At 42.4% G+C, this 23,867-nt stretch carries 17 protein-coding genes and 1 pseudogene; 9 read left to right on the top strand and 9 right to left on the bottom strand.

All coding sequences use genetic code 11. The features are described 5' to 3' along the window. Positions 1–599: 599 nt before the first annotated feature. Both KXQ82_RS18350 and KXQ82_RS18345 read left to right on the top strand, forming a co-directional pair. Positions 600–959, top strand: coding sequence for a VOC family protein (locus tag KXQ82_RS18350; protein WP_219490009.1), 360 nt, complete (start codon positions 600–602; stop codon positions 957–959). 9 nt (positions 960–968) lie between these two features. After that, positions 969–1,829: a helix-turn-helix transcriptional regulator gene (locus KXQ82_RS18345; protein ID WP_219490007.1), complete on the top strand. Its 861-nt coding sequence runs from the start codon at positions 969–971 to the stop codon at positions 1,827–1,829. Positions 1,830–1,973: 144 nt separating this feature from the next. Here the strand turns inward: KXQ82_RS18345 and KXQ82_RS18340 are convergent, their stop codons facing one another. The 3 genes from KXQ82_RS18340 to KXQ82_RS18330 are packed head-to-tail and all read right to left on the bottom strand — an operon-like array spanning position 1,974 to position 6,974. Beyond that, positions 1,974–2,420: a hypothetical protein gene (locus KXQ82_RS18340; protein WP_219490006.1), complete on the bottom strand. Its 447-nt coding sequence runs from the start codon at positions 2,418–2,420 to the stop codon at positions 1,974–1,976. 10 nt (positions 2,421–2,430) lie between these two features. Then, positions 2,431–3,915 (bottom strand): RagB/SusD family nutrient uptake outer membrane protein, encoded by a 1,485-nt coding sequence (locus KXQ82_RS18335; protein WP_219490004.1) that lies wholly within the window; start codon positions 3,913–3,915, stop codon positions 2,431–2,433. Positions 3,916–3,929: 14 nt separating this feature from the next. Continuing rightward, a complete protein-coding gene (locus KXQ82_RS18330; RefSeq protein WP_219490002.1) occupies positions 3,930–6,974 on the bottom strand; it encodes a SusC/RagA family TonB-linked outer membrane protein in 3,045 nt (1,014 codons plus the stop codon). Between the two features lie 708 nt (positions 6,975–7,682). Here KXQ82_RS18330 and kdpF point away from each other — a divergent pair. The 6 genes from kdpF (at position 7,683) to KXQ82_RS18300 (ending at position 15,126) form a co-directional block, all read left to right on the top strand. Beyond that, positions 7,683–7,760, top strand: a complete 78-nt coding sequence (kdpF, locus tag KXQ82_RS20005; protein ID WP_219490245.1) for a K(+)-transporting ATPase subunit F — start codon at positions 7,683–7,685, stop codon at positions 7,758–7,760. Between the two features lie 3 nt (positions 7,761–7,763). Next, positions 7,764–9,479, top strand: a complete 1,716-nt coding sequence (kdpA, locus tag KXQ82_RS18320) for a potassium-transporting ATPase subunit KdpA (RefSeq protein WP_219490000.1) — start codon at positions 7,764–7,766, stop codon at positions 9,477–9,479. A gap of 8 nt (positions 9,480–9,487) precedes the next feature. Then, entirely contained in the window at positions 9,488–11,518 is a 2,031-nt protein-coding gene (gene kdpB / locus KXQ82_RS18315) for a potassium-transporting ATPase subunit KdpB (protein ID WP_219489998.1), read from the top strand. 65 nt (positions 11,519–11,583) lie between these two features. Then, on the top strand, positions 11,584–12,150 hold the full coding sequence (locus tag KXQ82_RS18310) for a K(+)-transporting ATPase subunit C (protein WP_219489996.1): 567 nt from the start codon (positions 11,584–11,586) through the stop codon (positions 12,148–12,150). Positions 12,151–12,289: 139 nt separating this feature from the next. Further along, positions 12,290–13,417, top strand: coding sequence for a sensor protein KdpD (locus tag KXQ82_RS18305; protein ID WP_219489995.1), 1,128 nt, complete (start codon positions 12,290–12,292; stop codon positions 13,415–13,417). A 2-nt stretch (positions 13,418–13,419) separates the two neighbouring features. Continuing rightward, positions 13,420–15,126, top strand: coding sequence for a HAMP domain-containing sensor histidine kinase (locus KXQ82_RS18300; RefSeq protein ID WP_219489994.1), 1,707 nt, complete (start codon positions 13,420–13,422; stop codon positions 15,124–15,126). Positions 15,127–15,194: 68 nt separating this feature from the next. Here KXQ82_RS18300 and KXQ82_RS18295 read toward each other — a convergent pair whose 3' ends face one another. From KXQ82_RS18295 to KXQ82_RS18270, 6 genes and pseudogenes are all read right to left on the bottom strand, one after another. Continuing rightward, positions 15,195–16,346, bottom strand: a complete 1,152-nt coding sequence (locus KXQ82_RS18295; protein WP_219489993.1) for an alkaline phosphatase family protein — start codon at positions 16,344–16,346, stop codon at positions 15,195–15,197. A gap of 381 nt (positions 16,347–16,727) precedes the next feature. After that, positions 16,728–17,273, bottom strand: coding sequence for a transposase (locus KXQ82_RS18290; protein ID WP_219489992.1), 546 nt, complete (start codon positions 17,271–17,273; stop codon positions 16,728–16,730). A 30-nt stretch (positions 17,274–17,303) separates the two neighbouring features. Next, a complete protein-coding gene (locus KXQ82_RS18285; RefSeq protein ID WP_219489991.1) occupies positions 17,304–18,365 on the bottom strand; it encodes a hypothetical protein in 1,062 nt (353 codons plus the stop codon). Between the two features lie 27 nt (positions 18,366–18,392). Further along, on the bottom strand, positions 18,393–20,459 hold the full coding sequence (locus KXQ82_RS18280; protein WP_219489990.1) for a hypothetical protein: 2,067 nt from the start codon (positions 20,457–20,459) through the stop codon (positions 18,393–18,395). A 459-nt stretch (positions 20,460–20,918) separates the two neighbouring features. Then, positions 20,919–21,112, bottom strand: a pseudogene (locus KXQ82_RS18275) (SDR family oxidoreductase); the annotation flags it as partial. A gap of 64 nt (positions 21,113–21,176) precedes the next feature. Further along, a complete protein-coding gene (locus tag KXQ82_RS18270) occupies positions 21,177–22,220 on the bottom strand; it encodes a helix-turn-helix transcriptional regulator (protein WP_219489989.1) in 1,044 nt (347 codons plus the stop codon). A gap of 258 nt (positions 22,221–22,478) precedes the next feature. On the opposite strand from KXQ82_RS18270, the gene KXQ82_RS18265 reads away from it, so the two are divergent. Continuing rightward, positions 22,479–23,852, top strand: a complete 1,374-nt coding sequence (locus KXQ82_RS18265) for an RtcB family protein (RefSeq protein WP_369412486.1) — start codon at positions 22,479–22,481, stop codon at positions 23,850–23,852. Positions 23,853–23,867 lie beyond the last annotated feature (15 nt).

Here is a 23,867-nt window from a genome sequence, read left to right as displayed (position 1 = left end):
AAGGCCCCGCATATTAACACAATGTTAATTCTTACAACAACGAAACGCTATGCACACAAAAAATATCTGAATTATGATCAGCGCACTACACTACAACCTGGTTGTCATTTAAAACCAAACATTTTTTTTGAAACCATTTGCAATACCCAATAAGGCAGCTGTATGAGCATACAGCCATTTACACGATCGGGGCAATAACATTCAAAAACAGGGTGTCAAATACACTTTAACCAAGAAGTAAAATGCCTTGCAAACTAATTAAAATAAATTATTTTTGCAAAAATAGTTGCCTGATAATTAACAAACTACAATGCTTTTTTTTTAAAACTTCAGCATTAATAATAATTTACAAAAGCAACGGTTGTTAAATCCTATTAATTTTTTTACTGTTTTGTGTAACAGTTTAATTTATTAGGTGTCTAATAATTAAAACCTCATGAGTTGGGAGGGATTTAAAAAATAATTTAACTTTGATACTTATAATGGCAAGTACAAGTAAAGGTACTTGCCAAGCCTTACTCACTCCCAACGTAAAAAACTGACCAATTACCGATTCATTTTTAATTTTGTAAAGTATAAATATTTGTAATACTGCACGTATGACGATAAAATACATCCCTGTTTTTGTTAAAAACATTGAAGACGGGGTTAGTTTTTTTAAAAACAAACTTGGTTGCACCACAATGGATATAATGATACTGAATAACACAGCATATCAGCTTATGCAAATTAACGGTATATGCCTTGCTCTTACCGTTGACGAAACCAACAGTGGGGCCAAAACACGTGTAATATTTAACAGCGATGATTGCCTTAAAGATTATCACAATTTAAAGAGCACAGGTATAGCTTTCAATACCCCCCCGCAATATTTGCCAATAGGACTTGCGGCAGAATTTAATGATGACTACGGTAACGAATATGTGTTATTGGAAGAAAGAAACTATAACGACCTATAATTTTAAATTATGGATTACAGTAAAACATTAACCAACAACAATAAAATATTATGCGAAACCAGGGAGCATCGTTATCAGATACAGTGTACTGATGATTTTACGCTTAAGTTTGCACTAAGCGGAAACGAAGTGTACCGGCTGGGCAGGCGTGAGCTATCCATTTATCCCGATTCATTTTTGATACTGAATAAAGGCACACAATACACAAGCAAAATAGATAGCCAAACTCCTGTAGAAGTTTTCTCGATCGCATATGATCAGAATTTTTTGAATGACTTTAATAATGCTTATGCCAATACCGATAGCAGTTTGCTAGATAACCCCGTGGCGCTGCAAACCGATTTTAATGAAACTATATACCCTTTTAAAGGTGATATGAAATTTAACATAACTCATTTAAAAAACAATATAGAACGTGGCTTACAGGATGAGTTGCTTATTAACGAGTACCTGCACCACTCGCTGATAAATTATCACCGTATTTACCAGAGTGAAATTTTTAATAAATCAGAAAAATTAGCATTCACCAATAAAAAAACACGTGTTGAAATAATGAGGCGTTTAAACTCGGCCAAAGAGTACATGTATACAAATTATAATAAAAATGTATTACTTGAAGATCTGGCCCAGCATTCATGCTTATCAGTAAACCATTTATTACGTACATTTAAACAAGCGTTCAACTCATCGCCGCACCAGTTTTTAACGCAATTACGTTTGCAACGTGCTCAATTATTGTTACGCGGTACGGAGTACTCCATAAACGACATTGTTTGTATGGTAGGATTTGAATGTCCAAGTTCATTTATCAGGCTGTTTAAAAACAAGTACAAAACAACCCCAATGAAATTCAGAAAGTTAGCGGCTTAACCGGTTTAGCATTTTCAATTACACAAAGCAGTTGGCTTTTCACTTTTTAGTAGCTGCCAATTACATTTCCCTCATACCACCGATCAATAAAAAAAGCCGTATCATTATTAAATGATACGGCTTTACTATTTTACAATTTGTAGCTTACTGAGTTATAGTTAGCGTAAAAGTTTTATAGTTTGGATTTGCCGGTACACTACTATTACCAAGCAAAGTTAAAACTACGGTTTTGCTACCCGTTGCCGGGAATGTAGCCAAAGGCGTAATTGTAATGGTTGCAGAGCTTGAGTTAGCCGGGATAGTAGCTTTACCCACTGTTCCGCTAATTGAATAATCTGTTCCCATAACACCTGTGCTTGTAGTGGCAATTTCATAGTTAACCTCAGTAGGTGTAGATACCTGTGGGCCTACCAACTGTACCAATACAGCCGATCCTGTTGTAACACTCTTTTTAACAGAACCCGTAATAGGTGAAAACTCAACTACAGTTGGACCCGTGTAAAGGTTTGCACGGTCTTTCATACAACCGGTAAAAACATTCGCTATGCTAAATAGCACCGCTACTATGTATATATATTTTATCTTTTTCATCGTATTTGTTTTAGTTGTAACCAAAATTGTTTCCGCCAAGATTCGGGTTATTTGTTACCTCTGTTGTAGGTATTTTAGATAATAACCTGTAATCAGTGTATGGAATAGTCGATGTTGGGGTTGCATTAGCAGGCAAAGTTGTTGTTGATTTATTGATAGCAGAACCTGTACGCAACAGATCGAACCAGCGCTGTCCTTCATAAGCTAACTCAATGCGTCTTTCGTTAAAAACACTTGTAAAAGTAGCCGGTACTATTGGCAGGTTTGCACGCTGGCGAATTTTATTCAAATCGCCTTGAGCTATTAATATTGATGCGGCAGTACCTAATTGAACACCCGCTTCAGCCCTGTTCAAATACAATTCCGACACGCGCAAAAGCTTATTGTTATCAACAGATGCCGCTTTTTGAGCAGGATATTTTTGATTCCAAAAAATAGCTTCAGATCCTTTTGTAATAGCAAAAAGTAAATCTTTTCTAACATCACCTGCTTCATAAGCAGCAAGAAGGTTTGCCTGCGGAGCAGCATCGCCATAGCCAGCACCACCTGTTGATGGTATGCCACCAAACGTACTACGTGTATAAATTGAACTTAAACCATCAGAACCTAAGGTTTCAGTGGCTTCGTAGTTTAATTCAAATAAAGACTCAGGAGAAACCGCTGTACCAGAGTACCAGATTGATTTGTAAGCATCTGATTTTTGTTGCGTAGTGGCAGCAAGGCCGGCATCTACAAATGTTCCAACACCAGAAGATAAAGCATTTGTTGCATTATCCATACAAGCTTGCCATTCGCCCAAGTAAAGGTTAACACGCGAAAGTAAAGCGTAAGCGGCAGCCTTGTTACCACGTTTAACCCCATCAATAGATGTTGCAGGGAATAAACCTATAGCGGCATTCAAATCACTTTTCACCTGATCGTACACTGCAACAGTTGTTGCTCTTACAGGGTATTTAATGTCATCAGGGTAACTTTGTACATAATTTAACATGATTGGAACACCGCCTTTATCCTGACCGGCCACAACAAAGCGCGGATTATATGAGTAGGTTTTCACCAAATCAAAATAAGCCATAGCACGTAAAAAATATGCTTCGCCTTTTATTTGCTTTTTCCTCGCGTCAGACAGATCTGTAACCAGATCAGCATATTTTAATGTACCATTACATTTATTTATAATCAAATATGCGTTTTGCCAGATGTTAATAACAGCAGAATTAAGGTTATTGGATTCGCTAACAAAACGGTTTGAATTACTGTTTACGATACGCATGTTATCCGATAAAACTTCGGGCACTACAAATAAATCACGACCGTAGTATGCCGCCAACTGCATGGTTTCGTAGGCGCTATTTAACATAGCCTCAACACCTGCACCTTGTGTTACTACTTTCTCGGCCGCAACTGAGTTTTTAGGCGTGGTTTCAAGCGTTTTTTTGCAACCGAAAGCTAACATTCCTGTTATCAGAATCGGTATGATATATATTTTTTTCATCTATCTTTTTTTAATTAAAATCCAACATTAATACCCAGTGTATAATTTTTAGACTGAGGATAGGTTCCAAAATCACCTGTCAATAGTGTTTCAGGATCTATACCACGGTATTTTGTTATTGTAGCCAGGTTAACACCCTGGGCGTATACTTTAACACTACGTATTTTAGCTTTGCTCAATAACGATTTTGGAAGATCGTAGCTTAAAGTGATGTTTTTCAGCCTGATGTATGATGCATCTTCAACAAACCTGTTTGATGTAGCATATTGCGATGAAGCAGTAATACCACTTACAATTACCGTACCGCCAGAGTATGGTTTCGGGATATCAGTGATCTGGCCAGGAGTTGTCCAGCGACGTAAGTTATCAGCATATTGGTTACGATCAGTTGTTGAACCACTTCTTTCAAAGAATGTCCTGTCAGAGTTTAATGCGTAGTTACCTAAGCTAAACTGGAAGAAAGCACTTAAAGTTAAACCTTTGTAAGAAAAGTTATTACCCAAACCACCTACAAAACGGGGGTTTCTATCTCCCCAGTAAGCGCGGTCAGTAGCGGCGTTCAATGTATAAGTTATGTTGCCGTTACCATCATAAAACATGGCGCGTCCATCGGCAGGGTTAACACCTGCTGAGTTGTAAGTATAAAACTGGCCAACAGGTAAACCTACTGTATAAGTATAATCACCGGCTAAAATTGTTTGTCCGTTTGGTAATTCTTCTAACTTGTTACGGTTAAACGCAAGATTAAAATCTGTTGTCCATTTAAAGCCATTTTTTAAAGCAAAGTTGATAGAGCTCACTTGAATTTCGTACCCTTCGTTGCTTATTTTACCAGCATTCTGAGTAATTGTTGCGAAGCCCGATGTTAACGGTAATGCAGCAGCAGTTAACTGGTCATTTGTAACTTTACGATAAATACCTATTGAACCGGCTAACCTTGAATTAAATAATGAGAATTCTACAGCAATATCTGTTGTGGCTGATTTTTCCCACCTTAATTGTGAGTTACCTAAGGTATTATTCAAACCGGTTGATAATAGACCATTATTTAAATAATCACCTGCTTTTACATATAATGATTTAGAATCATAGTTACCTAAAGCACCTTGGTTACCTGTGATACCATAACTTGCACGTATTTTCAAATCATCCAAAAAGGTAAATTTTTTCATGAAAGGCTCCTCGCTGATACGGTAAGAAACCGCTGCTGCAGGAAACCATCCAAAAGAATTATCAGTACCAAAACGTGATGAACCATCATAACGCGCTGTAACCGATGCGTAATACTTTTGTTTGTAGTTATAATCTAATTTGCCAAAATAACCGGCAGTACGGTAGTTGGTAAATGTTTGCAAAGTTGAGAATGGAACCGAACCACTTGATATTTGAGTAAACAAATACAAAGGAAAGTTTTGCGATTCTTCTGTTAATGTAGTGGTAACAACACTTCTATAGTTAAAACCGGCCAATGCAGTTATATTATGGTTTTTCGCTATAGTTTTAGTATAAGTTAATACTTCATCATTCTGGAAGTTTGTTACTTGATTCTCAAATGCAGTAACATCACCATTTGATGCCTTGCCATCACCAAAACGAGGATCCAAATAGTTAATTTCATTACCCAGGTAGTAATCTAAGCCAAAACTTGACCTGATTGATAATTCAGGTAAAATATAATATTTAAGCGCTCCGCTACCGGTAAATTGTTTTGTAACGTTTGTATTTTTATTAAACTCGGCCAATTGTACAACATTATAGCCATCGTAAGCACCCGGCAAGTTGGTGTTATAGCTGCCATCGGCATTATAAATAGGATTGTTTGGTGCTTGCAACTGACCAATACGACTCAAGTTAGCAAATGCACCAGCACCTGAAAATGTACGCTGATTTACAGTTGCTAAATTGATAGATGTACTGATTTCCAATTTTTTGGTTGGCTGGTGATCTAAATTGATCTTTAAACTTCCGCGGCTAAAATCAGTTGCAATAACCTGTCCATCTTGTGCGTTATAATTTGCACCGATATAAAATTGCGTATTCTGATTACCGCCACGTACATTACCCTCGTAGTTGGTTGTTCTGCCTTTTTGTGATACAGCTTTAAGCCAGTCATAAGTAGGTACACTAGCTACTGATCCGTAAGGCGCAACATAGGTATTATAATAACTTGTATATTGTGTTGAAGTGTATCCGTAACGGTTACCGTAAGCCTCTAAAGATAACTGAGCATATTCTGGCCCTGTTAAAAGCTGCGGGTTTTTAAGAAAATCATTATACCCAATATATGAGCTTACGTTTAATTGAGTTGCACCGTTTTTACCACGTTTGGTAGTAATTACCACAACACCATTTGCAGCCTGTGCACCATAAATTGCAGCGGCAGAAGCATCCTTTAATACTGTAATGCTTTCAATATCATCAGGGTTTAAAGATGCCAGCGCATTAGAGCTTGTGGTACCTCTTGTTTGATCACCCGATGTTACCTGAACGTTGTCAATTACATATAATGGGCTGTTAGCCGCAGATGCGGTACTTAACGATCCCGCGCCACGTACACGAACATCAATAGCCGAGCCTGGTATACCGCTGGTAGAAGAAACTTGCACACCCGGGATGCGACCTTGCAAAGCCCTGTCAACACTTTGTAATGGCAGGTCTTCTATCTCTTTACCTCCAATGGTTGCAGTAGATCCGGTAACGTCTTTTTTAGACTGAACAATACCAAAACCTGATGATACAACAACTTCCTGTAGTTGGTTTGCCAGTGGCTCAAGCACTACAGCGAGGCTTGTTTTGCTGCCTACAACAACAGTTTTTGATCCATAACCGATATAAGAGAATAACAATGATGTTGAACCTGGTGTCATTTCAACTGAAAAGTTACCAGAACCATCTGTTTGTGAACCGGTTGAAGCACCTTGAACTTTTACGGATACTCCAGGCAGAGGCAGTCCGTCATCGGCACCTGTAACCTTGCCGGTAATTTTTCTGTTTTGAGCATACACACTTGTAAATGCACCAAAACATACTAATAAAAAAATAAGTAATTTTTGTTTCATGTTAATTAATTTAGAGTCAGTTTGTTAATTTTCTCTTGATGCCAGATTAAGTTTTAATCCATTTGGAAATGGTCATGGCGAGTGCGTGGCGGGTTTTTTAGAAGTCATGTTAATGGGTTAATCAATAAAAAAATAGTGCTGCCTTATTAGCAATAGGGCTAATTACAATCTTAGCCAATATCACCTTATTTAAATATGCAAAAATCACCATTATGGCAAATTTTGCATATCTGACATTAATTCAACAAAAATTTATTTTGAGGCCCTACTATCCGGGCAATTAGTTTTTTGCATACCTGGCCTTAACAATCATTATATACAAAATATCATGGTACTGCCTGCTACGCATTGCATCCTGGATATAGCTAAAGCGATTACGGGGTCGGAAATTCCAGATTAGTGGCGCTGATAATAGCCGCCGCCGGCTGAACGATAATTCAATAGGTAAAGTTCTACCTCATCCTACCCTTTATGGCAAAACCCTTCCAAAACGGAAGGGTTTTTTTAATCCCTACACAGCCATATAATATATAAAGTATTAATAATCAATAATTTAATAACAATCTTATTCAACTGGCATTTACTTGGCAAGGTGCTCCGAAATCTTATTAAAATGGATACTATACTCACTATCGCCTACGTCGCCATCTTCATGGTTTTCTTTTGGCTCTTTTTTAAATCCGTTAACTACTTCGAAAACATCTGATCATGATCGCACTATTCATTGTTGCAGTGGCCGTGTTCATTTACATGATCTACGTACTGCTTAAACCTGAAAAATTTTAACCTATGAACACCGAATTACTCGGGGTAGTGGCCATGTATGCGGTCACCATCCTTTTAGCCATCCCGCTTGGAAAGTATATTGCCAGGGTATTTAATGGCGAAAAAACATGGCTCAACTTTTTTGCCCCGCTGGAGCGGCTCATTTTTAAACTAAGCGGCATCAATCCCGAAAAAGAGATGAACTGGAAACAGCATTTAAAAGCGCTGCTTACCATTAATGTATTGTGGTTATTTTATGCCTTTTTCTGCCTGTTGTTTCAAAGCCATTTACCGCTTAACCCTGATGGCAACCCAAGCCAAACACCCGATCTGGCTTTTAATACAGCCATCAGTTTTATTACTAATACTAACCTGCAGGATTACTCGGGCGAGAGCGGCGCTACGTACTATACGCAACTATTCGTATTTACTTTTTTACACTTTGTTAGTGCCGCCACAGGCATTGCCGCCATGATGGTAGTGTTTAAAGCCATGAAAGATAAGGTGACCGATAAGTTGGGTAACTTTTGGGATTTCTTTATCAAATCCATCACCCGCATATTATTACCTATCAGTTTTGTAGTTGCTGTTATATTAGCATTTAACGGCACGCCAACCAGCTATAAAGGCAAAGAAACAGTGATAACTTTACAAGGCGATACCACACATGTATCTCGCGGGCCGGCTGCCGGTATGATAGCCATTAAACAAGTAGGTACAAATGGTGGTGGTTGGTTCGGTGCAAACTCTGCCCACCCACTTGAAAACCCGAACTATTTAACTAATATGGTCGAAAATATCAGCATTTTACTAATACCTATGGCTTTAGTATTTGCATTGGGTTTTTACCTCAACAGGCGCAAGCTATCATGGGTTATTTATGGTGTGATGACGGCGGGCTTTCTCACCATGCTGTTATTGTCCATCAATGCCGAAACAGGTGGCAGCCCGGCCCTGGCGCACATGGGCGTTACACAAGCCACCGGATCAATGGAAGGCAAAGAGGTTCGTTTCGGCCCTGCTGCTTCAGCTTACTGGGGAATCACTACAACGGTAACGTCAAACGGTTCGGTTAATGCCATGCATGATAGCATGATGCCGATATCGGGCATGGGCCAAATGTTCGATATGATGATCAACGCGTTTTATGGGGGTGTTGGCGTAGGTTACTTAAACTTCTACATCTTCATTATTATCGCGGTATTTATATCGGGTTTAATGGTAGGGAGAACACCCGAGTTTATGGGCCGAAAGATAGAGGCCCGCGAAATGAAGATCGCATCGCTTATCGCTTTATTGCATCCTTTCCTGATACTGGTGGGTACTGCTACGGCATGTTATTTTTTAGTGCACTTCCCTAATATCAACTGGGCCGAAAAGCCTTCGGCATGGTTGGCTAACCCAACCTTTCACGGATTTAGCGAAATGCTGTACCAATTCACGTCAAGTTCCGCCAATAACGGATCGGGTTACGAAGGCCTGGGCGATAACTCAATCTTCTGGAATGTTGGCGCGGGTATCGTCATGTTCATCGGCAGGTTTTTACCCATCATCGGCCCGGTAGCTATCGCAGGTTTGTTGGCAGGCAAAAAGTTTATACCCGAATCGGCAGGTACGCTTAAAAGCGATAGCATAACCTTTGGACTGATGATATTTGCTGTGATATTAATTGTTGCTGCGCTATCATTCTTCCCTGCACTGGCGCTCGGCCCAATTGCCGAACACGTTTCTATTAAATAAATAAGACAATGAAATCAACCTCAAATACATTATTCCAGGGCGACCAGGTGAAAGATGCGCTAAAGCAATCGCTCATCAAACTTGATCCCCGCATATTGGTGCGCAACCCCGTAATGTTTACGGTAGAGATAGGCACTGCGGTAATGGCCATCGTTACCATATACTCGCTATCAAATGGCAGCCAGGGCCACTTTGGTTATAACTTCACCATTTTTATGGTGCTGCTGTTAACTGTACTCTTCGCTAATTTTGCCGAGGCCATTGCCGAAGCACGTGGCAAGGCACAAGCCGAAAGCTTGCGCAAAACCCGCGAAGAAACACCTGCACGCTTACTGGTTAACGGCAGGGAAGAAAAGGTAATGTCATCACAACTAAAAAAAGGCGATGTGTTTATCTGCGAAACGGGTGATAATATCCCTACCGATGGCGAGATCATTGAAGGTATAGCTACGATAGATGAATCGGCCATTACCGGCGAGTCTGCCCCGGTTATCCGGGAGTCGGGTGGCGATAAATCATCGGTAACAGGTGGCACCAAAGTCTTATCCGACAAGATAAAAGTAATGGTAACCACCCAACCCGGCGAAAGCTTTTTGGATAAGATGATCGCATTGGTTGAAGGTGCATCGCGCCAAAAAACCCCGAACGAAATAGCGTTGACCATCCTTCTGGCAGGCTTTACGCTCATCTTCGTTATTGTATGCGTTACCCTGCAACCCTTTGCCCAATATGCAAACACGCCTATCACCATAGCCGCTTTCATTTCTTTATTTGTGTGTTTGATACCAACTACAATCGGTGGCCTGTTATCGGCCATTGGTATTGCGGGTATGGACAGGGCTTTGCGCGCAAACGTGATCACCAAATCGGGCAGGGCGGTTGAAACTGCAGGCGATCTGGATACGCTTTTGCTGGATAAAACCGGCACCATCACCATCGGCAACCGTAAAGCCACCAACTTTTACCCGGCTAATGGTGTTGATGTGAACGCCTTTACAAAAGCCTGCATTTTAAGCTCGCTGGCTGATGAAACTCCCGAAGGTAAATCGATTGTTGAACTTGCCGAGCAGTCTATCGGGATGGCAGCTATCAAAGCACCAAAAGATTCGGTGTTTATCAAATTTACTGCCGAAACCCGCTCGAGCGGATTAGATACGCCTGATGGCCTGCGCATCCGTAAAGGTGCTTTCGATTCCATTCGCAACATCGCTAAAAAAGCAGGCAACCTATTCCCTGCCGAAACTGAAGAGCAGGTACGTAATATCTCATCAAACGGAGGTACGCCATTAGTGGTATCCGAAAATGAACAGATATTAGGTGTGATAGAATTGCAGGATATTATTAAACCCGGCATAGCCGAGCGTTTTGAGCGCCTGCGCAAAATGGGGGTTAAAACCGTAATGGTAACCGGCGATAACCCACTTACCGCGAAATTTATTGCCGAAAAGGCCGGTGTTGATGATTTTATTGCCGAAGCTAAGCCCGAAGATAAAATGAACTACATAAAAAAAGAGCAGCAAGGCGGCAAACTTGTAGCCATGATGGGCGACGGAACCAACGATGCCCCAGCCCTGGCCCAGGCCGATGTTGGCGTAGCCATGAACAGCGGTACCCAAGCCGCCAAAGAAGCCGGTAATATGGTTGACCTGGATAACGACCCAACCAAACTGATCGAGATTGTGGAGATAGGCAAGCAGTTACTGATGACACGCGGTACACTCACCACCTTCTCTATCGCTAATGATGTGGCTAAGTATTTCGCCATTGTTCCGGCGTTGTTTATGGTGTCAATTCCAGCGTTAAAAACTTTGAATATCATGGCCCTGCACAGCCCGCAATCGGCTATCCTTTCGGCAGTGATATTCAATGCCATTATTATTCCGTTACTGATACCATTGGCTTTGCGCGGTGTAGCCTATAAACCTATAGGTGCAAGCGCCTTGTTACGCCGCAACCTGTTTATTTATGGCCTTGGCGGGGTCATCATTCCGTTCATCGGCATCAAACTGATAGATCTGGTTGTAGGTACATTAATTTAATTAAACGTATTGTGATGTGCCCGTATATAAACCCGGCAAAATATCAATATCTAAATATTCAGAAAATGAAAACGCATTTTTTTCAATCATTAAAACTCACCCTTATACTTATCGTATTGGCAGGTGGTGTATATCCTTTGCTTATTTCGGCTATCGGTAAGTTAACCCCCGGTGGTGGCGATGGCCAAGAGATCAAGGTAAATGGTAAGGTAGTTGGCTTTGCTAATGTTGGCCAAAAGTTTACTAAAGACGAGTACTTCTGGTCGCGCCCGTCGGCTGTTAATTATGCCGCCGACGGTTCTGCCGGATCGAACAAAGGCCCCAACAACCCCGATTACTTAAAGGATGTTGAAGGCCGTATTCAAAACTTTTTAAAGCATAACCCGGATGTAACACGGGCGCAAATTCCGGCGGAGTTGGTTACCGCATCAGGTAGTGGTTTAGATCCCGATCTATCGCCCGAAGGTGCAAAGGTTCAGATCGCACGTATCGCTAAAATACGCAACCTATCTGCTGATAAAGTTGCTGCTTTGGTTAACGCGCATACCGAGCAGCCTTTATGGGGTGTGTTCGGCCCATCAAAAATAAACGTACTAAAGCTGAATGTGGCTTTGGATCAATTGAGGAAATAAGTAGCAAAGAGTATGAACAGATTAACGTTGAATTATAGTTTGTTTGATGTTGATTGATAAGTGAGTTATCGGTTCATGATGTATAGGGGGTGGCAACATCCCCTATCATCAGTTTAAAATGAGCCACAAATAAACAGATATGGATGATCCTAAAGAACGGTCGGTTGAGCATTTTCTCGAACTGATCAAACGATCAAAACGGGGTAAGTTTAAAATATACATTGGCATGAGCGCCGGTGTAGGTAAAACTTACCGCATGCTGTTAGAAGCACAGGCTTTGCTACGCAACAATATCGATGTGAAGATAGGCTATGTTGAAACACATAAGCGTGTTGAGACTGAAGCGCAATTGCAGGGCTTGCCTGTGATTGCCCGCCGTAAGTTGTTTTACAAGGGGAAAGAGTTAGAAGAAATGGATCTGAAAGCCATCATCAACATCCATCCCGAAGTTGTGATAGTTGACGAGCTTGCCCATACCAACATTGAAGGCAGCACCAATGAAAAACGCTGGCAAGATGTGATAGCGCTATTGAATGCAGGTATTAATGTGATCAGCGCCATTAACATCCAACATATTGAGAGCCTGAACGAAGAGGTAGAAAAGATAACCGGCGTAGCCATAAAAGAACGCGTACCCGACCGCATCCTCGAACTGGCCGACGAGGTTGTAAATATTGACCTTACGGCAGATGAACTGATAGACCGCCTAAAGGCAGGTAAAATATACGATGCTAAAAAGGTGCCATTGGCACTCAACAACTTTTTCCAGTGGGAGCGTATTTTGCAATTGCGCGAACTGGCTTTGAAAGAAGTAGCCCACCAGGTGGAGCGTAAAATATCCATCGAAGTACCGCAAAATATCAAACTGAGGCCGGAACTTTTTTTGGCCTGCATCAGCACTAATGATACTTCAGCAAAGGTCATCATCCGTAAAACTGCAAGGCTGGCATCGTACTATCGCTCCAAATGGTATGTGCTATATGTGCAAACCGATAATGAGAGCAGCGATAAGATCAACCTGGCATCACAGCGCTACCTCATCAACAATTTTAAACTGGCTACCGAGTTGGGCGCCGAGCTGCTTAAAGTTAAAAGTAACAACATTGCCAAAACCATTTGGGCTACCGCCGAGCAATACAACATTACCACCATTTGTATTGGCACGCCGCAATTCAAGTTTTACCAGTTGGTTTTAAAAACAGCCGTATTTACCCAACTACTTAACAAAATAGCCAAAACACCTATTGATATTGTAATCCTATCATAACCATGAGCATTAAAAATAAACTCCGCACCGGTATCAGTTTTTTGTTTTTACTGGCGCTACTATGTTCGGGCTTTGCGGTGTATTACCTGCAACAGCTATCCAACGATTCGCGTGCTATCCTGAAGGATAATTACCGTACCCTCGTTTATACCAAAAACATCAGCAGCTTGCTGGATGCCCCGCCGGCTTTAAAACCCAACCGCTTAAAAGACATTCAAACTAACCTGACGCAACAGGAACATAACATTACCGAAAAAGGTGAAAAAGAACTTACCGACTCGCTGCAACAGTTCTTTAATCAATACCAAACCGCGCAGGTAAACCCGGCTGCACAACAAGCCCTTAGTATAAAAATGCGCGATGCCATTAGCGGTATCATGACGATGAACATGAACGCCATCCAGCAAAAAGATAAAAAGGCTGCCGATACTTCGAGCCGTGCTTTGATCATTATCGGTTTGTTGGGTTCGTTTTGTTTTTTGATAGGCTTTACATTTATGATCAACTTTCCGGGATATATCGCTACACCAATTCGCGAATTAACCCAAAGCATTTTGCAGATAGCCAATAAAAACTACAGCAAGAGGCTAATGTTTAATTCGGACGACGAGTATGGCGAATTGTCAACCGCCTTTAACCAGATGGCTAAAAAATTAAGCGAGTATGAAACCAGTAACCTGGCGAATATACTGTTCGAGAAAAGGCGTATTGAAACCATCATCAATGCAATGCATGATGCTTTAATAGGCTTTGATGATAAACAAATTATCATTTTTGTGAATGAGGTGGCTTGTAACCTGATTGGTTTGCCCGAGGATAAATTAGTTGGCCAATTTGCACCACACATTGCCGATGAGAACGACCTGCTGCGCAATATGCTCATTACCGAAAACAAAAAGATGAAGATATATGCCGATGATCAGGAAAGTTATTTTACCAAAGAAGTTTTGGAGGTAACAAATGAGGATAAATTTATAGGTAAGGTGATCATCCTGAAAAACATTACCGAGTTTCAGCAATTGGATGAAGCCAAAACCAATTTTATAGCTACCATATCGCACGAGTTAAAAACGCCTATATCGTCCATTAAAATGAGCCTGAAACTGTTGGAAGATAACCGCGTTGGCGAAGTAAACACCGAGCAACGTGCCCTGTTAGAAAACATTGAGGATGATACCAAACGGTTACTCCTCATCACCGGCGAATTGTTGGATATGGGCCAGTTAGAAACCGGTAAAATACAACTCAACTTTGGCAGCACCCATCCCAAAAACATAGTAGACTATGCGGTTAAAGCCGTTAAATTTATTGCCGACCAACGCCAGGTAAGCATCAGCATTAAATGTGATGACAACCTGCCCAATGTTCGTGCTGATCTGGATAAATCGACATGGGTATTGATCAACCTGCTATCAAACGCGATAAAGTACAGCCGCGAGGGAACAACTGTTGAACTATTGGTGAGTAAAAACAAGGGGGATACCATTACCTTCACCGTTACCGACCATGGCCAGGGTATCGAACAAAAATACCTCTCCAAAATATTCGACCGCTACTTTAAGATCCCCGGTGCCAGCGCAGATCAATCGGGCACGGGTTTGGGCCTGGCCATAGCCAAAGATTTTATTGAGGCCCAGCAAGGTAAAATAAGCGTACACAGCGAAATGGGCGAAGGTAGTAGCTTTCAGTTTTTATTACCAATGGGATAAAACACGTTACAGGTTTGGGTAAACTCCCTTAAATAGCAATTATTACTTGTTGCTTACCTTTTTCCAGGTCAGGGTTTGGTAACCGTAGCTATAGGGTCGCCAACTTCGTGCCCGGCAGCAGCTTTAAAATCAAACCCCAACAGTTTTGATATGGTTTGGGCTAATTGCTTATGATAGGTTGTAGTGCTATTCGTCATTTCGCCACCTGCAGGTGTATCGGGCCCTACTATGGCAAACCATGTTTGTTCAGAGTGCACTACTTTGGCACCATGATCACGCCATGCTTCTATACTTGTATCGCCTCTGCCATGGTCGCAGGTAATTAAAAGTGTAGTTTTGTTTTTATAGAAAGGGTCTGATTGGATGTATTCCCACAACTGTTTAATAAATTCGTCCTGTTGGTGTATACGATCCAGATAATACTGGTAATTACCGTCATGCGCCATATCGTCAACCTCATCAAGGCCTATATACAATGCACGCGGTTTAAACTGCTTCATATATTCCTTTCCAAATTCGCAGGTTAAAAAATCAATACGGGTTGAGTCGCCAAGGTAATGCGGCGCTTTGCATTGTATTTCATTTAAATACGCTAAGCGTGCATTAATACCCGGCACATCCAGGTTTTTATACCCGTAATTAACCAACAAGCCCGAGCGTTCCACATTAAATATTTGATGGAATCTTTCCCACGATGCAAATGCGGCAACCTTATTTTCAAAGCCTTTTTGTTTATTTAAAAACTCAAACAGGTTCATATTAGGGTTAGTAATTGCATCGTTGGTATTCATCCTCGGGTCGGCAAAGCCGGTCACTATTTCATTATAACCCGGGTATGAAAAGTGAAACGGGTTGGCCACCTCATCTTTACTACCCAAATCCCTGTTACCATAAAACTGGCCTTGCTTTACCAGCGCCGACCAAAAGAAAGGAGTTAGCAGCAACCTGCGCTCAGCAGCAGTTTTTGCCCAATATTTTGTGCGTGTCGCTTGCTTATCCTGGGTATACTTTGAGTTTACCAGGGCAGAATCAGCACCGCGGTAAACTTCCTGCCAGCGAAAGCCATCAAGCGTTACTATTACTACATTTTCAGTTTTGTGCTGTTGAGCAAATAACTGCGAGGCAATTACCAAAGCCAAAATTGTAAGGGATATGTTTTTCATATAAAGTGCAAATACTGCACTCACGATAGTTTCCGGATTGGAAGGTAATTGTGCCATGTTTTAAGTTTATTACAAATAAAACAGATAGCTATTACCTTATTGTTAAGTGATATTCTTCTTTTCAATAAGTCTTATTACTTTTCTGTCGCCCGGTAAAACATAAAGTTAATATAAGTAAAACCTGTTGGTGCCTCCGCCGGCGGGAAGGGGGAATTGTAAGAAATTTTTTGGGGCTTCTGAATTCTGATGAGTTACTCATTGTTTAAATATGAGCTTTTGAGTTTATGATATAAAAAACTCCTGCTGCATAGTTGACCAACTATTTCACACGCGGCACGCGTGCGCCAGCACGGGGGCGGTAAATAAATACCAACAGTTTTAGTGCACTACCCCTCGCTACCGCAAGCGTCCCCGCTTGTGGACTGAGGCAAGTAATAATTAGGCAGTTAAAACATCAACAAATCCTTTTGTACCGCAATAGTCCCTTGCACTGCTGTATAAATATTCATAATCATTTTCAACAAAACCGGCTATTAACGGGTTATTATGAATGTAATCTATTTTCTGTTGTATCACTGCTGCACTCCATAATTCAATAGGTTTATTATGCTGCTGCCAAAACTGATTTTTAGTATTATTTGAATTTGCTGCACCTGCTTTTTTGAACGAATTTAATAACCACTCACGCCGGCTTTCCTGCATATTCTCTTCGATCAAAGCTATCAATTTTCTTGATGTGACAGATTTAAAACCTCCTATCAGTTCATCCGGTTTAATTAAGTTTGACCTGAAAACCAAATGCACGTGGCTCGGCATTATGCACCATGAATAAATTTCCATCCCTTTCTCCTTAACACAATAATTCAGGTTATCTGTAAGGCAATCAAAATATATGCGCCTTACAAATACATCAACCCAAAAAACCGTAGCAAAACTTACAAAATATAAACCTTCCGGGTTATGAAATTTATAGTTGCGGCTCATTGGTTTAATGTTAACTATAGTCCTACTAACCTACTCGCTACTTAGCATGTTTACCACAAGCGGGGACGCTTGCGGTAGCGGGGGGGAGTCAAATATGATCGTTCCAATACCTACATTGCCATTTCCGTAAGCATCGCCCGATGCAATGTAAACCGATGGGGTCATACCCGCGTACCCGCCACCTAATGATATTGGCAATGATGTTCCGCTATTTTGGTACCATCCGTAAATGGCCAGATGTACTCCGGCAGCAATATCATTTGCATTTGATGTTTGCTGTACTAAACCAATATCTGACCATGCTCCCTGATTAGCAAATGTGGTATTACTGAGCAATCCATATCCCAATCCACTTGCATTACCGTTCGAGTAAAGACTTGGTGTTACATTAGTAAGTATATTACCATAAGCACTCCCCCCTCCTGTAACATGCAACATTGTGGCAGGAGTGGTTGTACCAATGCCAAAATTCCCATTATATAATGCCGTAAATAATGCGTTACCTTGAGCATTTCCTACTCTCAGGGCTTGATCTGTCGCGTTATTACCGCCCGAAGTGTAGAAGTGGGTAGCATAAGCACCATTTGATTTTGTTGCGGTTAAAAATTCACCCTCAACAGTTTCGCCTGCAAGGTAAATCGGCGAAAGGCCCGCGGCACCAAGCACATGTAACCGGCCACCTGTAGGCAGTGTGCCAATACCAAAGTTTCCACCACCTGTAAAAGTGGCCATCGTATTTTCTGTATTTGTTCCCGCATCCCACGAGCGTAATTGAAATAAGGCATTGTCTTTATATAACGAATTGTTAGGAGATGCGTACCACCTGAATTGACCCGGATAGCTTACACCCGAAATTCCGTAATAGTTATGAGCCAGCGTTTGCTGAAAAATATTTGTTGCTGCTCCGCCTACTCCCAATGATAAAGCGCCCGAGAAACTACCATTGCCAATAACATCCAGCATAAGACCTGATGCCGGGCTGGTTGTACCTATGCCAACCGGACCGGTTGACGGCCATGGATCCGTATTTTGAGCATAAGAAAAATTCAGGAAAATTAATCCTGATAGGAAGCTGAGCCAAAGTTTTTTCATAAGGTGGATAGGTTGCCGTTTTTTACGTTATTGTTTCTCCAAAAGTTCTAAGCGCTGCTCCAGCTTTTTTAGCCGTTCTTCCTGTGATGCTTTTAATTCCCTGATCTCTTTTTCCTTTTCGATCAGGTACAAGGTCAGCTCCTCCACTTTTTTAACCAGCAGGCCATTGATCTCACCCAGGTTCAGGCCGTCTTTTTTAACTTCGGCAGCCAATGGGATTTCGGGGAGGTGATGGTTTTTGTTTACATAGTCGCCCAATTCTTTTAGCGGTATTAAGGCATAATCCTTTTCGAAAACATAATCGGGCCAATCGGCCTGTAACATAACGGTCATTTGCTCGGCTATGGCGTTACCACCTACTGCGAAATTATAGCCGGTGGGTACACGGCTTGCATTTACAGCCACCGTACCGTTTGTAAATACATAAAAGTTGTTATTAGAGTTAATAGCTTTGTTTGATACGCCGGTATTAAATCCTGTTATCTGAATAATACCATTATCACTCCCCGGGTTGCCGTAGCTATTCACTCCGCTGCCGCTATGCTTTATTACCAGTGCAGGATAATCTATACCATAGGCGTCTCCGTTTTTTATTAAGGTGAGGGCGGTATTAAACTTATCGCCTCCCGTACCCATTATTGTGTTTGTATTTACCTCAAGATTGGCATTTGGCGTTTTTGTGCCAATGCCTACCCGTCCACCGAAGGGATTTATTGAAATATCCGACCAGGCAGTGAGTGTGTTATTATGTGCGCCTATTGTTGCTGTTCCGTCTAGTAATCCAACTACAAGCCGGTCTCCTGACGCCGCACCAAAATTTGCTGTAATCCAATCGTTATAACCAGTGCCGCTATTATTAGAGTTCACCTGCAATTTAACATTGGGCCCCGTTGCACCGATACCTAAATTGCCATTTTGCAATAAGGTAATCCTGGTATTATACTGTGAGCCATTATAATCACCAAAAGTTAATTTACCAGGGCCCCAGGAAGGACCTGTGGGAAAGTAAACACTGTGTTCATAAGGCCCTCCGCCCATATCCGTGCCTAAGCCCATATATGCTTGCGAATCGGCATCCAGCCCATATACCTGCAGCCGGGGACCATTTGAAAATGCCCCGCCGATCATTATAGCAGGCTGTAGTTGGGATGTTTTTTGAACCTGAAGACCTGCGCCGGGGTTGTTAGTCCCGATGCCTACATTGCCTCCATTCGGATTTAGCAGTAGGGGGTAATTTAAAGCCAAATTACTTCTGTCTGTCGACTGTATCCACCCCTGTCCTAAAACACCATTAGAACCAAAATCAAGTACTGAACCATATCCGCCGGTAACACCTAACCGCATTACACCTGTTTGTGTTGTCCCTGAGCTTGCCGGAAAACCGGTTGCTCCATCGGTATGGAACTTTAACCCGGGTGCTATTGTGCCAATTCCCACATTACCGGGCTGTGTTATTACCATTCGTGTTGTTTGAGCATCACTGCCTATAACATTGCCCCCGCTGCCTGTTTGGAAAGAAAATCCGCCATTCACATCAAGGCTGTTTGCTATGGTTGTTTGCAGGTAAATGTTACCACTGCCTGCCCATTTAAAAAATTTCATGTATGGTGTATACACATTTCCATCACCAAAAACCACATGCCCGGGATTACCTCCGGTTGATCCGGTTATGTCAAACTTATCTATCGGCAAAGCTGTATTTATCCCAATATTACCTAATTCATTAGTGATCAATATGGGATTGATTGTTAAGGGTGTAATTTCGGTAACGCCGCTCGGGGCATTTGCAGAATATGTATTTGTAATAAGCTGAGTTGCATTGCCACCACCCAGCATACATGATTTTACCGCTATTGCCGTATAGTTATTTGTTAATAAATAAAAATCCATACCGTTACCCGAGTTGGTATAAGCATGTAGGGAGTACCGGCCTGCACTGGTACTGCCCATCGTAGTTTGATCTATTTTTAAACCGTTTCTATTGGATATATAAAACGTAGTTTCTCCGGTAGAGAATGACTCCCATGCTCCCCCTAATACATCAACTTTTAACTTATGTAAATTACCTGCTGAACTTTCAGGTAAACTACCCAAATAAATATATAATGGTATAGATGGGTTAGAAACAACTTCAGTATTATACTGAGCTTTTACCTGGGAAATAACAAGGCATTAGCAATGCCAGTATGAATGTTTTTTTCATGTTAATAATAAGGACCTATGGAAAAGGAAAACCTGTGTCTGACCTGGGGAAAGCAGTCTTCAACAAACTCAAAAAATATATTGCACAATCTTTAAGTTATGTAAATATTAGGTTTATAAATAATAAAAACAAATTTCTATAAATATTTTATTACATGTTAAATATTATGATCCTAATGACATTTTTGGATTGTCATTTTTTAGCGTGTCGATCAAAATAAACAATGTATCCTTATTTATATATATTTAACTTTTCATCAATAAGTAGTCGCGTCATAATCAATATTCAGTATATAATCTTATTAAGTTGAGGCACTCACCCAATTAATGTATTTCCAATAAGTTAATTCAATTTTCTACTTCACCCCAACGGCCGGCGGTTATTCGATCCAATATCGATTTGCTCCTGTCCGGATCAGCGTGTAACGCGTCGGTATTGCCTGTCGCGATATAGCCGGGTGCAATGCCGTTCACATTTACACCTTTTGATGCCCACTTGTTAGCAAAAGCTTTGGTTAAGCTGCAATAGCGCCCTTACTGGCTGAACCTGTTTAATGAATGATTTCAAGTGACTAACTTATTTAATTGAACCGCTATATCTGTACATGATCAACCATCACCATTATAGGTGATGGTATTTATGGCATCGTATTGTTCCAATGTTTGTTTCAATTGCGCCTTTATCTGCTTTACCAATACTCTTGGCCCAAGTACCCTCATTTTGGCCCCAAAGCCTAATAATTCTCGCTCCAACTCAAAATTCAGTATTACTTTAATGCTGAATATCTTACCGGTCTCATCTTCACTCAACAGCTTTTGGGTATGGTGCAAAGGCTTGGTTACCACATAGGGCGCATTAGCCGCATCTATCCAGAACACCACCTCACAGTCGCGCTGGCCGGGAGATTTGGTTACCCCGATGCAATTATCATAATAAGTAGCCAGGTTAAGCTCAGTATTCTCCCGGTAAGGTTCATCGTGCTCTTCTACGGCATGTATCCTGTCCAGGGCCAAATTCATAATGTGCGCATTGCGCTTGTGCTGCATCCCTAAAACAAACCAGCGGTTTCGGTATTCCTTAAGCAGGTATCCGCTAAAGCAAAACGTGCTGGCTTCTCTGGCTTTGAAGGATTGATAAGTAATGTAAATCGTTTTCTTCGCCACAATTGCCTTACGGATCACCTCTATCCATTCCAACCCTTTCAGATTATCGTTCTTCTCAAAGTCGATCACAGGTGTGCTTTGTGTTTTCTGGCTGTATATCTTATCCTCCAGCTTGCTCACCATCTCGTTCAGGTCCGTAAAGTGGTTAAAACCCTTAAACTGCTTCAACAAGCCCGATACCTCGCTCAGTACCTGCATATCCTGCTGGTTCAGCGGACTATTGGTAATGCTGTAATTCTTGTCGCTGTAGATGTAGTATTTCTTATCTACCACCACAATGGGCGCCTCATAACCCAGTTTATTGCTGCGCATCATTTCCATATCGGCCTGTACAGTGCGACGGCTCACGCCGGTATCTATCCCCTGGTATTCATAAATGGCATCACTGCAGGCATCTATCAGATCATCCAGCGTCCACTTCCGGCGACGGTTTTGCAGGCACTGGTCAATGGTACGGTAGCGGATTAGTGCATTGCGGTTAACAGGCATGGTTTGATGTCGGATTTACGAATTACGATATCGGATTTGTTTGTGATTTCGAGACTTTCCATTTTTTAAATCCGAAATCGAACATCCGACATCCGAAATTAAAAATTATTTCCCACTGCGCAAATACACTGCGCACATACCATATTTCTTTGTATCATTATATCAATTCAACCATCCTATGGAAAAGGAAAAAATAACCAACAACGAACTCAAGCCCTCGGCATCAACGACGTCGAGATACTCGTCAGCTTTAGCCGCGTGGCTAACGGACTGCTCAAGCACGGCGTAATGGATAAACCTGCCATCCTCGCCAACCTCGAAGCTCTCATTGCCGACCCTATGCCCTACGCCCTCAAAAAAGGCGGCAAGTTTAAAAACCTGGCCGAAAGCGTCATCAACCTCCGTAAAGAGGGCCGCTTCGTCAAGCAGGAACGCAGCACCTTCGCGCTCAAGCAGGAGATCGCCCATTTCCCCGTATGGGGATTGGAGCATATCGAAGTTGGCGCCCTTGCCCAGATGCGTACCGCCATACAGCTGCCCATAGCTGTTGCCGGCGCTTTGATGCCCGATGCTCACCAGGGTTACGGCCTGCCCATTGGCGGCGTGCTGGCTACCACGGCCAATACCATCATCCCCTTCGCGGTGGGTGTGGATATTGCCTGCCGTATGTGCCTCAGCATTTTCGATCTGCCTGCCGCGATGATAGATACCCAAACCGACAAGTTGCAACAGCTGTTGCTGGATAATACCTATTTCGGTATGGGATGCACCACCAAAAGCTACTTTGATAGCTCCCTGTTCGATAGTAAAACCTGGGGCGAAACCAAGGTCATCCGCTCGCTCAAGGATAAGGCTTACGCCCAGCTCGGTACCAGCGGCACCGGCAACCACTTTGTAGAGTGGGGCGAACTAACCATTGCCGAAGGCGCCCTACCCAACATCCCGGCGGGTAACTACCTGGCTTTGCTGTCGCACTCGGGCTCCCGTGGTTTTGGTGGCTCGGTGGCCGACCATTACAGCCGTATAGCCATGAGCAAAACCAAACTCCCTGCCGAAGCCAAACATTTGGCCTGGCTCGACCTCGACAAAGACGAGGGCCAGGAGTACTGGATAGCCATGAACCTTGCCGGCGAGTACGCCAGTGCCAACCACCACGAGATACACAACAAAATAGCCCGTGCCCTTGGCCTGCAGCCCGCCATGCGGATCGAAAACCACCACAACTTTGCCTGGCGCGAGCACCTTGCCGACGGCACCGAAGTAATGGTACACCGCAAAGGCGCTACCCCGGCCGGCGAAGGCGTGCTGGGCATCATCCCCGGCAGCATGAGCACACCCGGTTTTGTAGTGCGCGGTAAGGGCGATGCCAGCAGCATCAACTCGGCAAGCCACGGCGCGGGCCGACTGATGAGCCGTAGTGCCGCCTTCAAAACGCTGGATAAGGCCGCCATTGCCGCCAACCTTATCGACAAGCGCATTACCCTGATGGGCAGCGACGTTGACGAGGCGCCCATGGCCTACAAAGACATCCATACCGTAATGGCCGCGCAAGCCGGCCTGGTAGAAGTGCTCGCCCAATTCAACCCCCGCATCGTCCGCATGGCAGATGCGAAGGAGAAGCCCGAGGATTGACCCGCCGCCCTGTAT

The sequence above is a fragment of the Mucilaginibacter rivuli genome, assembly GCF_019391655.1.
GTDB lineage: Bacteria > Bacteroidota > Bacteroidia > Sphingobacteriales > Sphingobacteriaceae > Mucilaginibacter > Mucilaginibacter rivuli.
Note: the sequence above shows the minus strand (reverse complement) of the source record. Positions and strands in the feature narration are given on the sequence as shown.

Excerpts from the sequence above, each read along its gene's own strand:
- KXQ82_RS18350 (WP_219490009.1), top strand. The coding sequence starts at position 600 with ATGACGATAAAATACATCCCTGTTTTTGTTAAAAACATTGAAGACGGG.
- KXQ82_RS18345 (WP_219490007.1), top strand. The coding sequence starts at position 969 with ATGGATTACAGTAAAACATTAACCAACAACAATAAAATATTATGCGAA.
- KXQ82_RS18340 (WP_219490006.1), bottom strand. The coding sequence starts at position 2,420 with ATGAAAAAGATAAAATATATATACATAGTAGCGGTGCTATTTAGCATA.
- KXQ82_RS18335 (WP_219490004.1), bottom strand. The coding sequence starts at position 3,915 with ATGAAAAAAATATATATCATACCGATTCTGATAACAGGAATGTTAGCT.
- KXQ82_RS18330 (WP_219490002.1), bottom strand. The coding sequence starts at position 6,974 with ATGAAACAAAAATTACTTATTTTTTTATTAGTATGTTTTGGTGCATTT.
- kdpF (WP_219490245.1), top strand. The coding sequence starts at position 7,683 with ATGATCGCACTATTCATTGTTGCAGTGGCCGTGTTCATTTACATGATC.
- kdpA (WP_219490000.1), top strand. The coding sequence starts at position 7,764 with ATGAACACCGAATTACTCGGGGTAGTGGCCATGTATGCGGTCACCATC.
- kdpB (WP_219489998.1), top strand. The coding sequence starts at position 9,488 with ATGAAATCAACCTCAAATACATTATTCCAGGGCGACCAGGTGAAAGAT.
- KXQ82_RS18310 (WP_219489996.1), top strand. The coding sequence starts at position 11,584 with ATGAAAACGCATTTTTTTCAATCATTAAAACTCACCCTTATACTTATC.
- KXQ82_RS18305 (WP_219489995.1), top strand. The coding sequence starts at position 12,290 with ATGGATGATCCTAAAGAACGGTCGGTTGAGCATTTTCTCGAACTGATC.
- KXQ82_RS18300 (WP_219489994.1), top strand. The coding sequence starts at position 13,420 with ATGAGCATTAAAAATAAACTCCGCACCGGTATCAGTTTTTTGTTTTTA.
- KXQ82_RS18295 (WP_219489993.1), bottom strand. The coding sequence starts at position 16,346 with ATGGCACAATTACCTTCCAATCCGGAAACTATCGTGAGTGCAGTATTT.
- KXQ82_RS18290 (WP_219489992.1), bottom strand. The coding sequence starts at position 17,273 with ATGAGCCGCAACTATAAATTTCATAACCCGGAAGGTTTATATTTTGTA.
- KXQ82_RS18285 (WP_219489991.1), bottom strand. The coding sequence starts at position 18,365 with ATGAAAAAACTTTGGCTCAGCTTCCTATCAGGATTAATTTTCCTGAAT.
- KXQ82_RS18270 (WP_219489989.1), bottom strand. The coding sequence starts at position 22,220 with ATGCCTGTTAACCGCAATGCACTAATCCGCTACCGTACCATTGACCAG.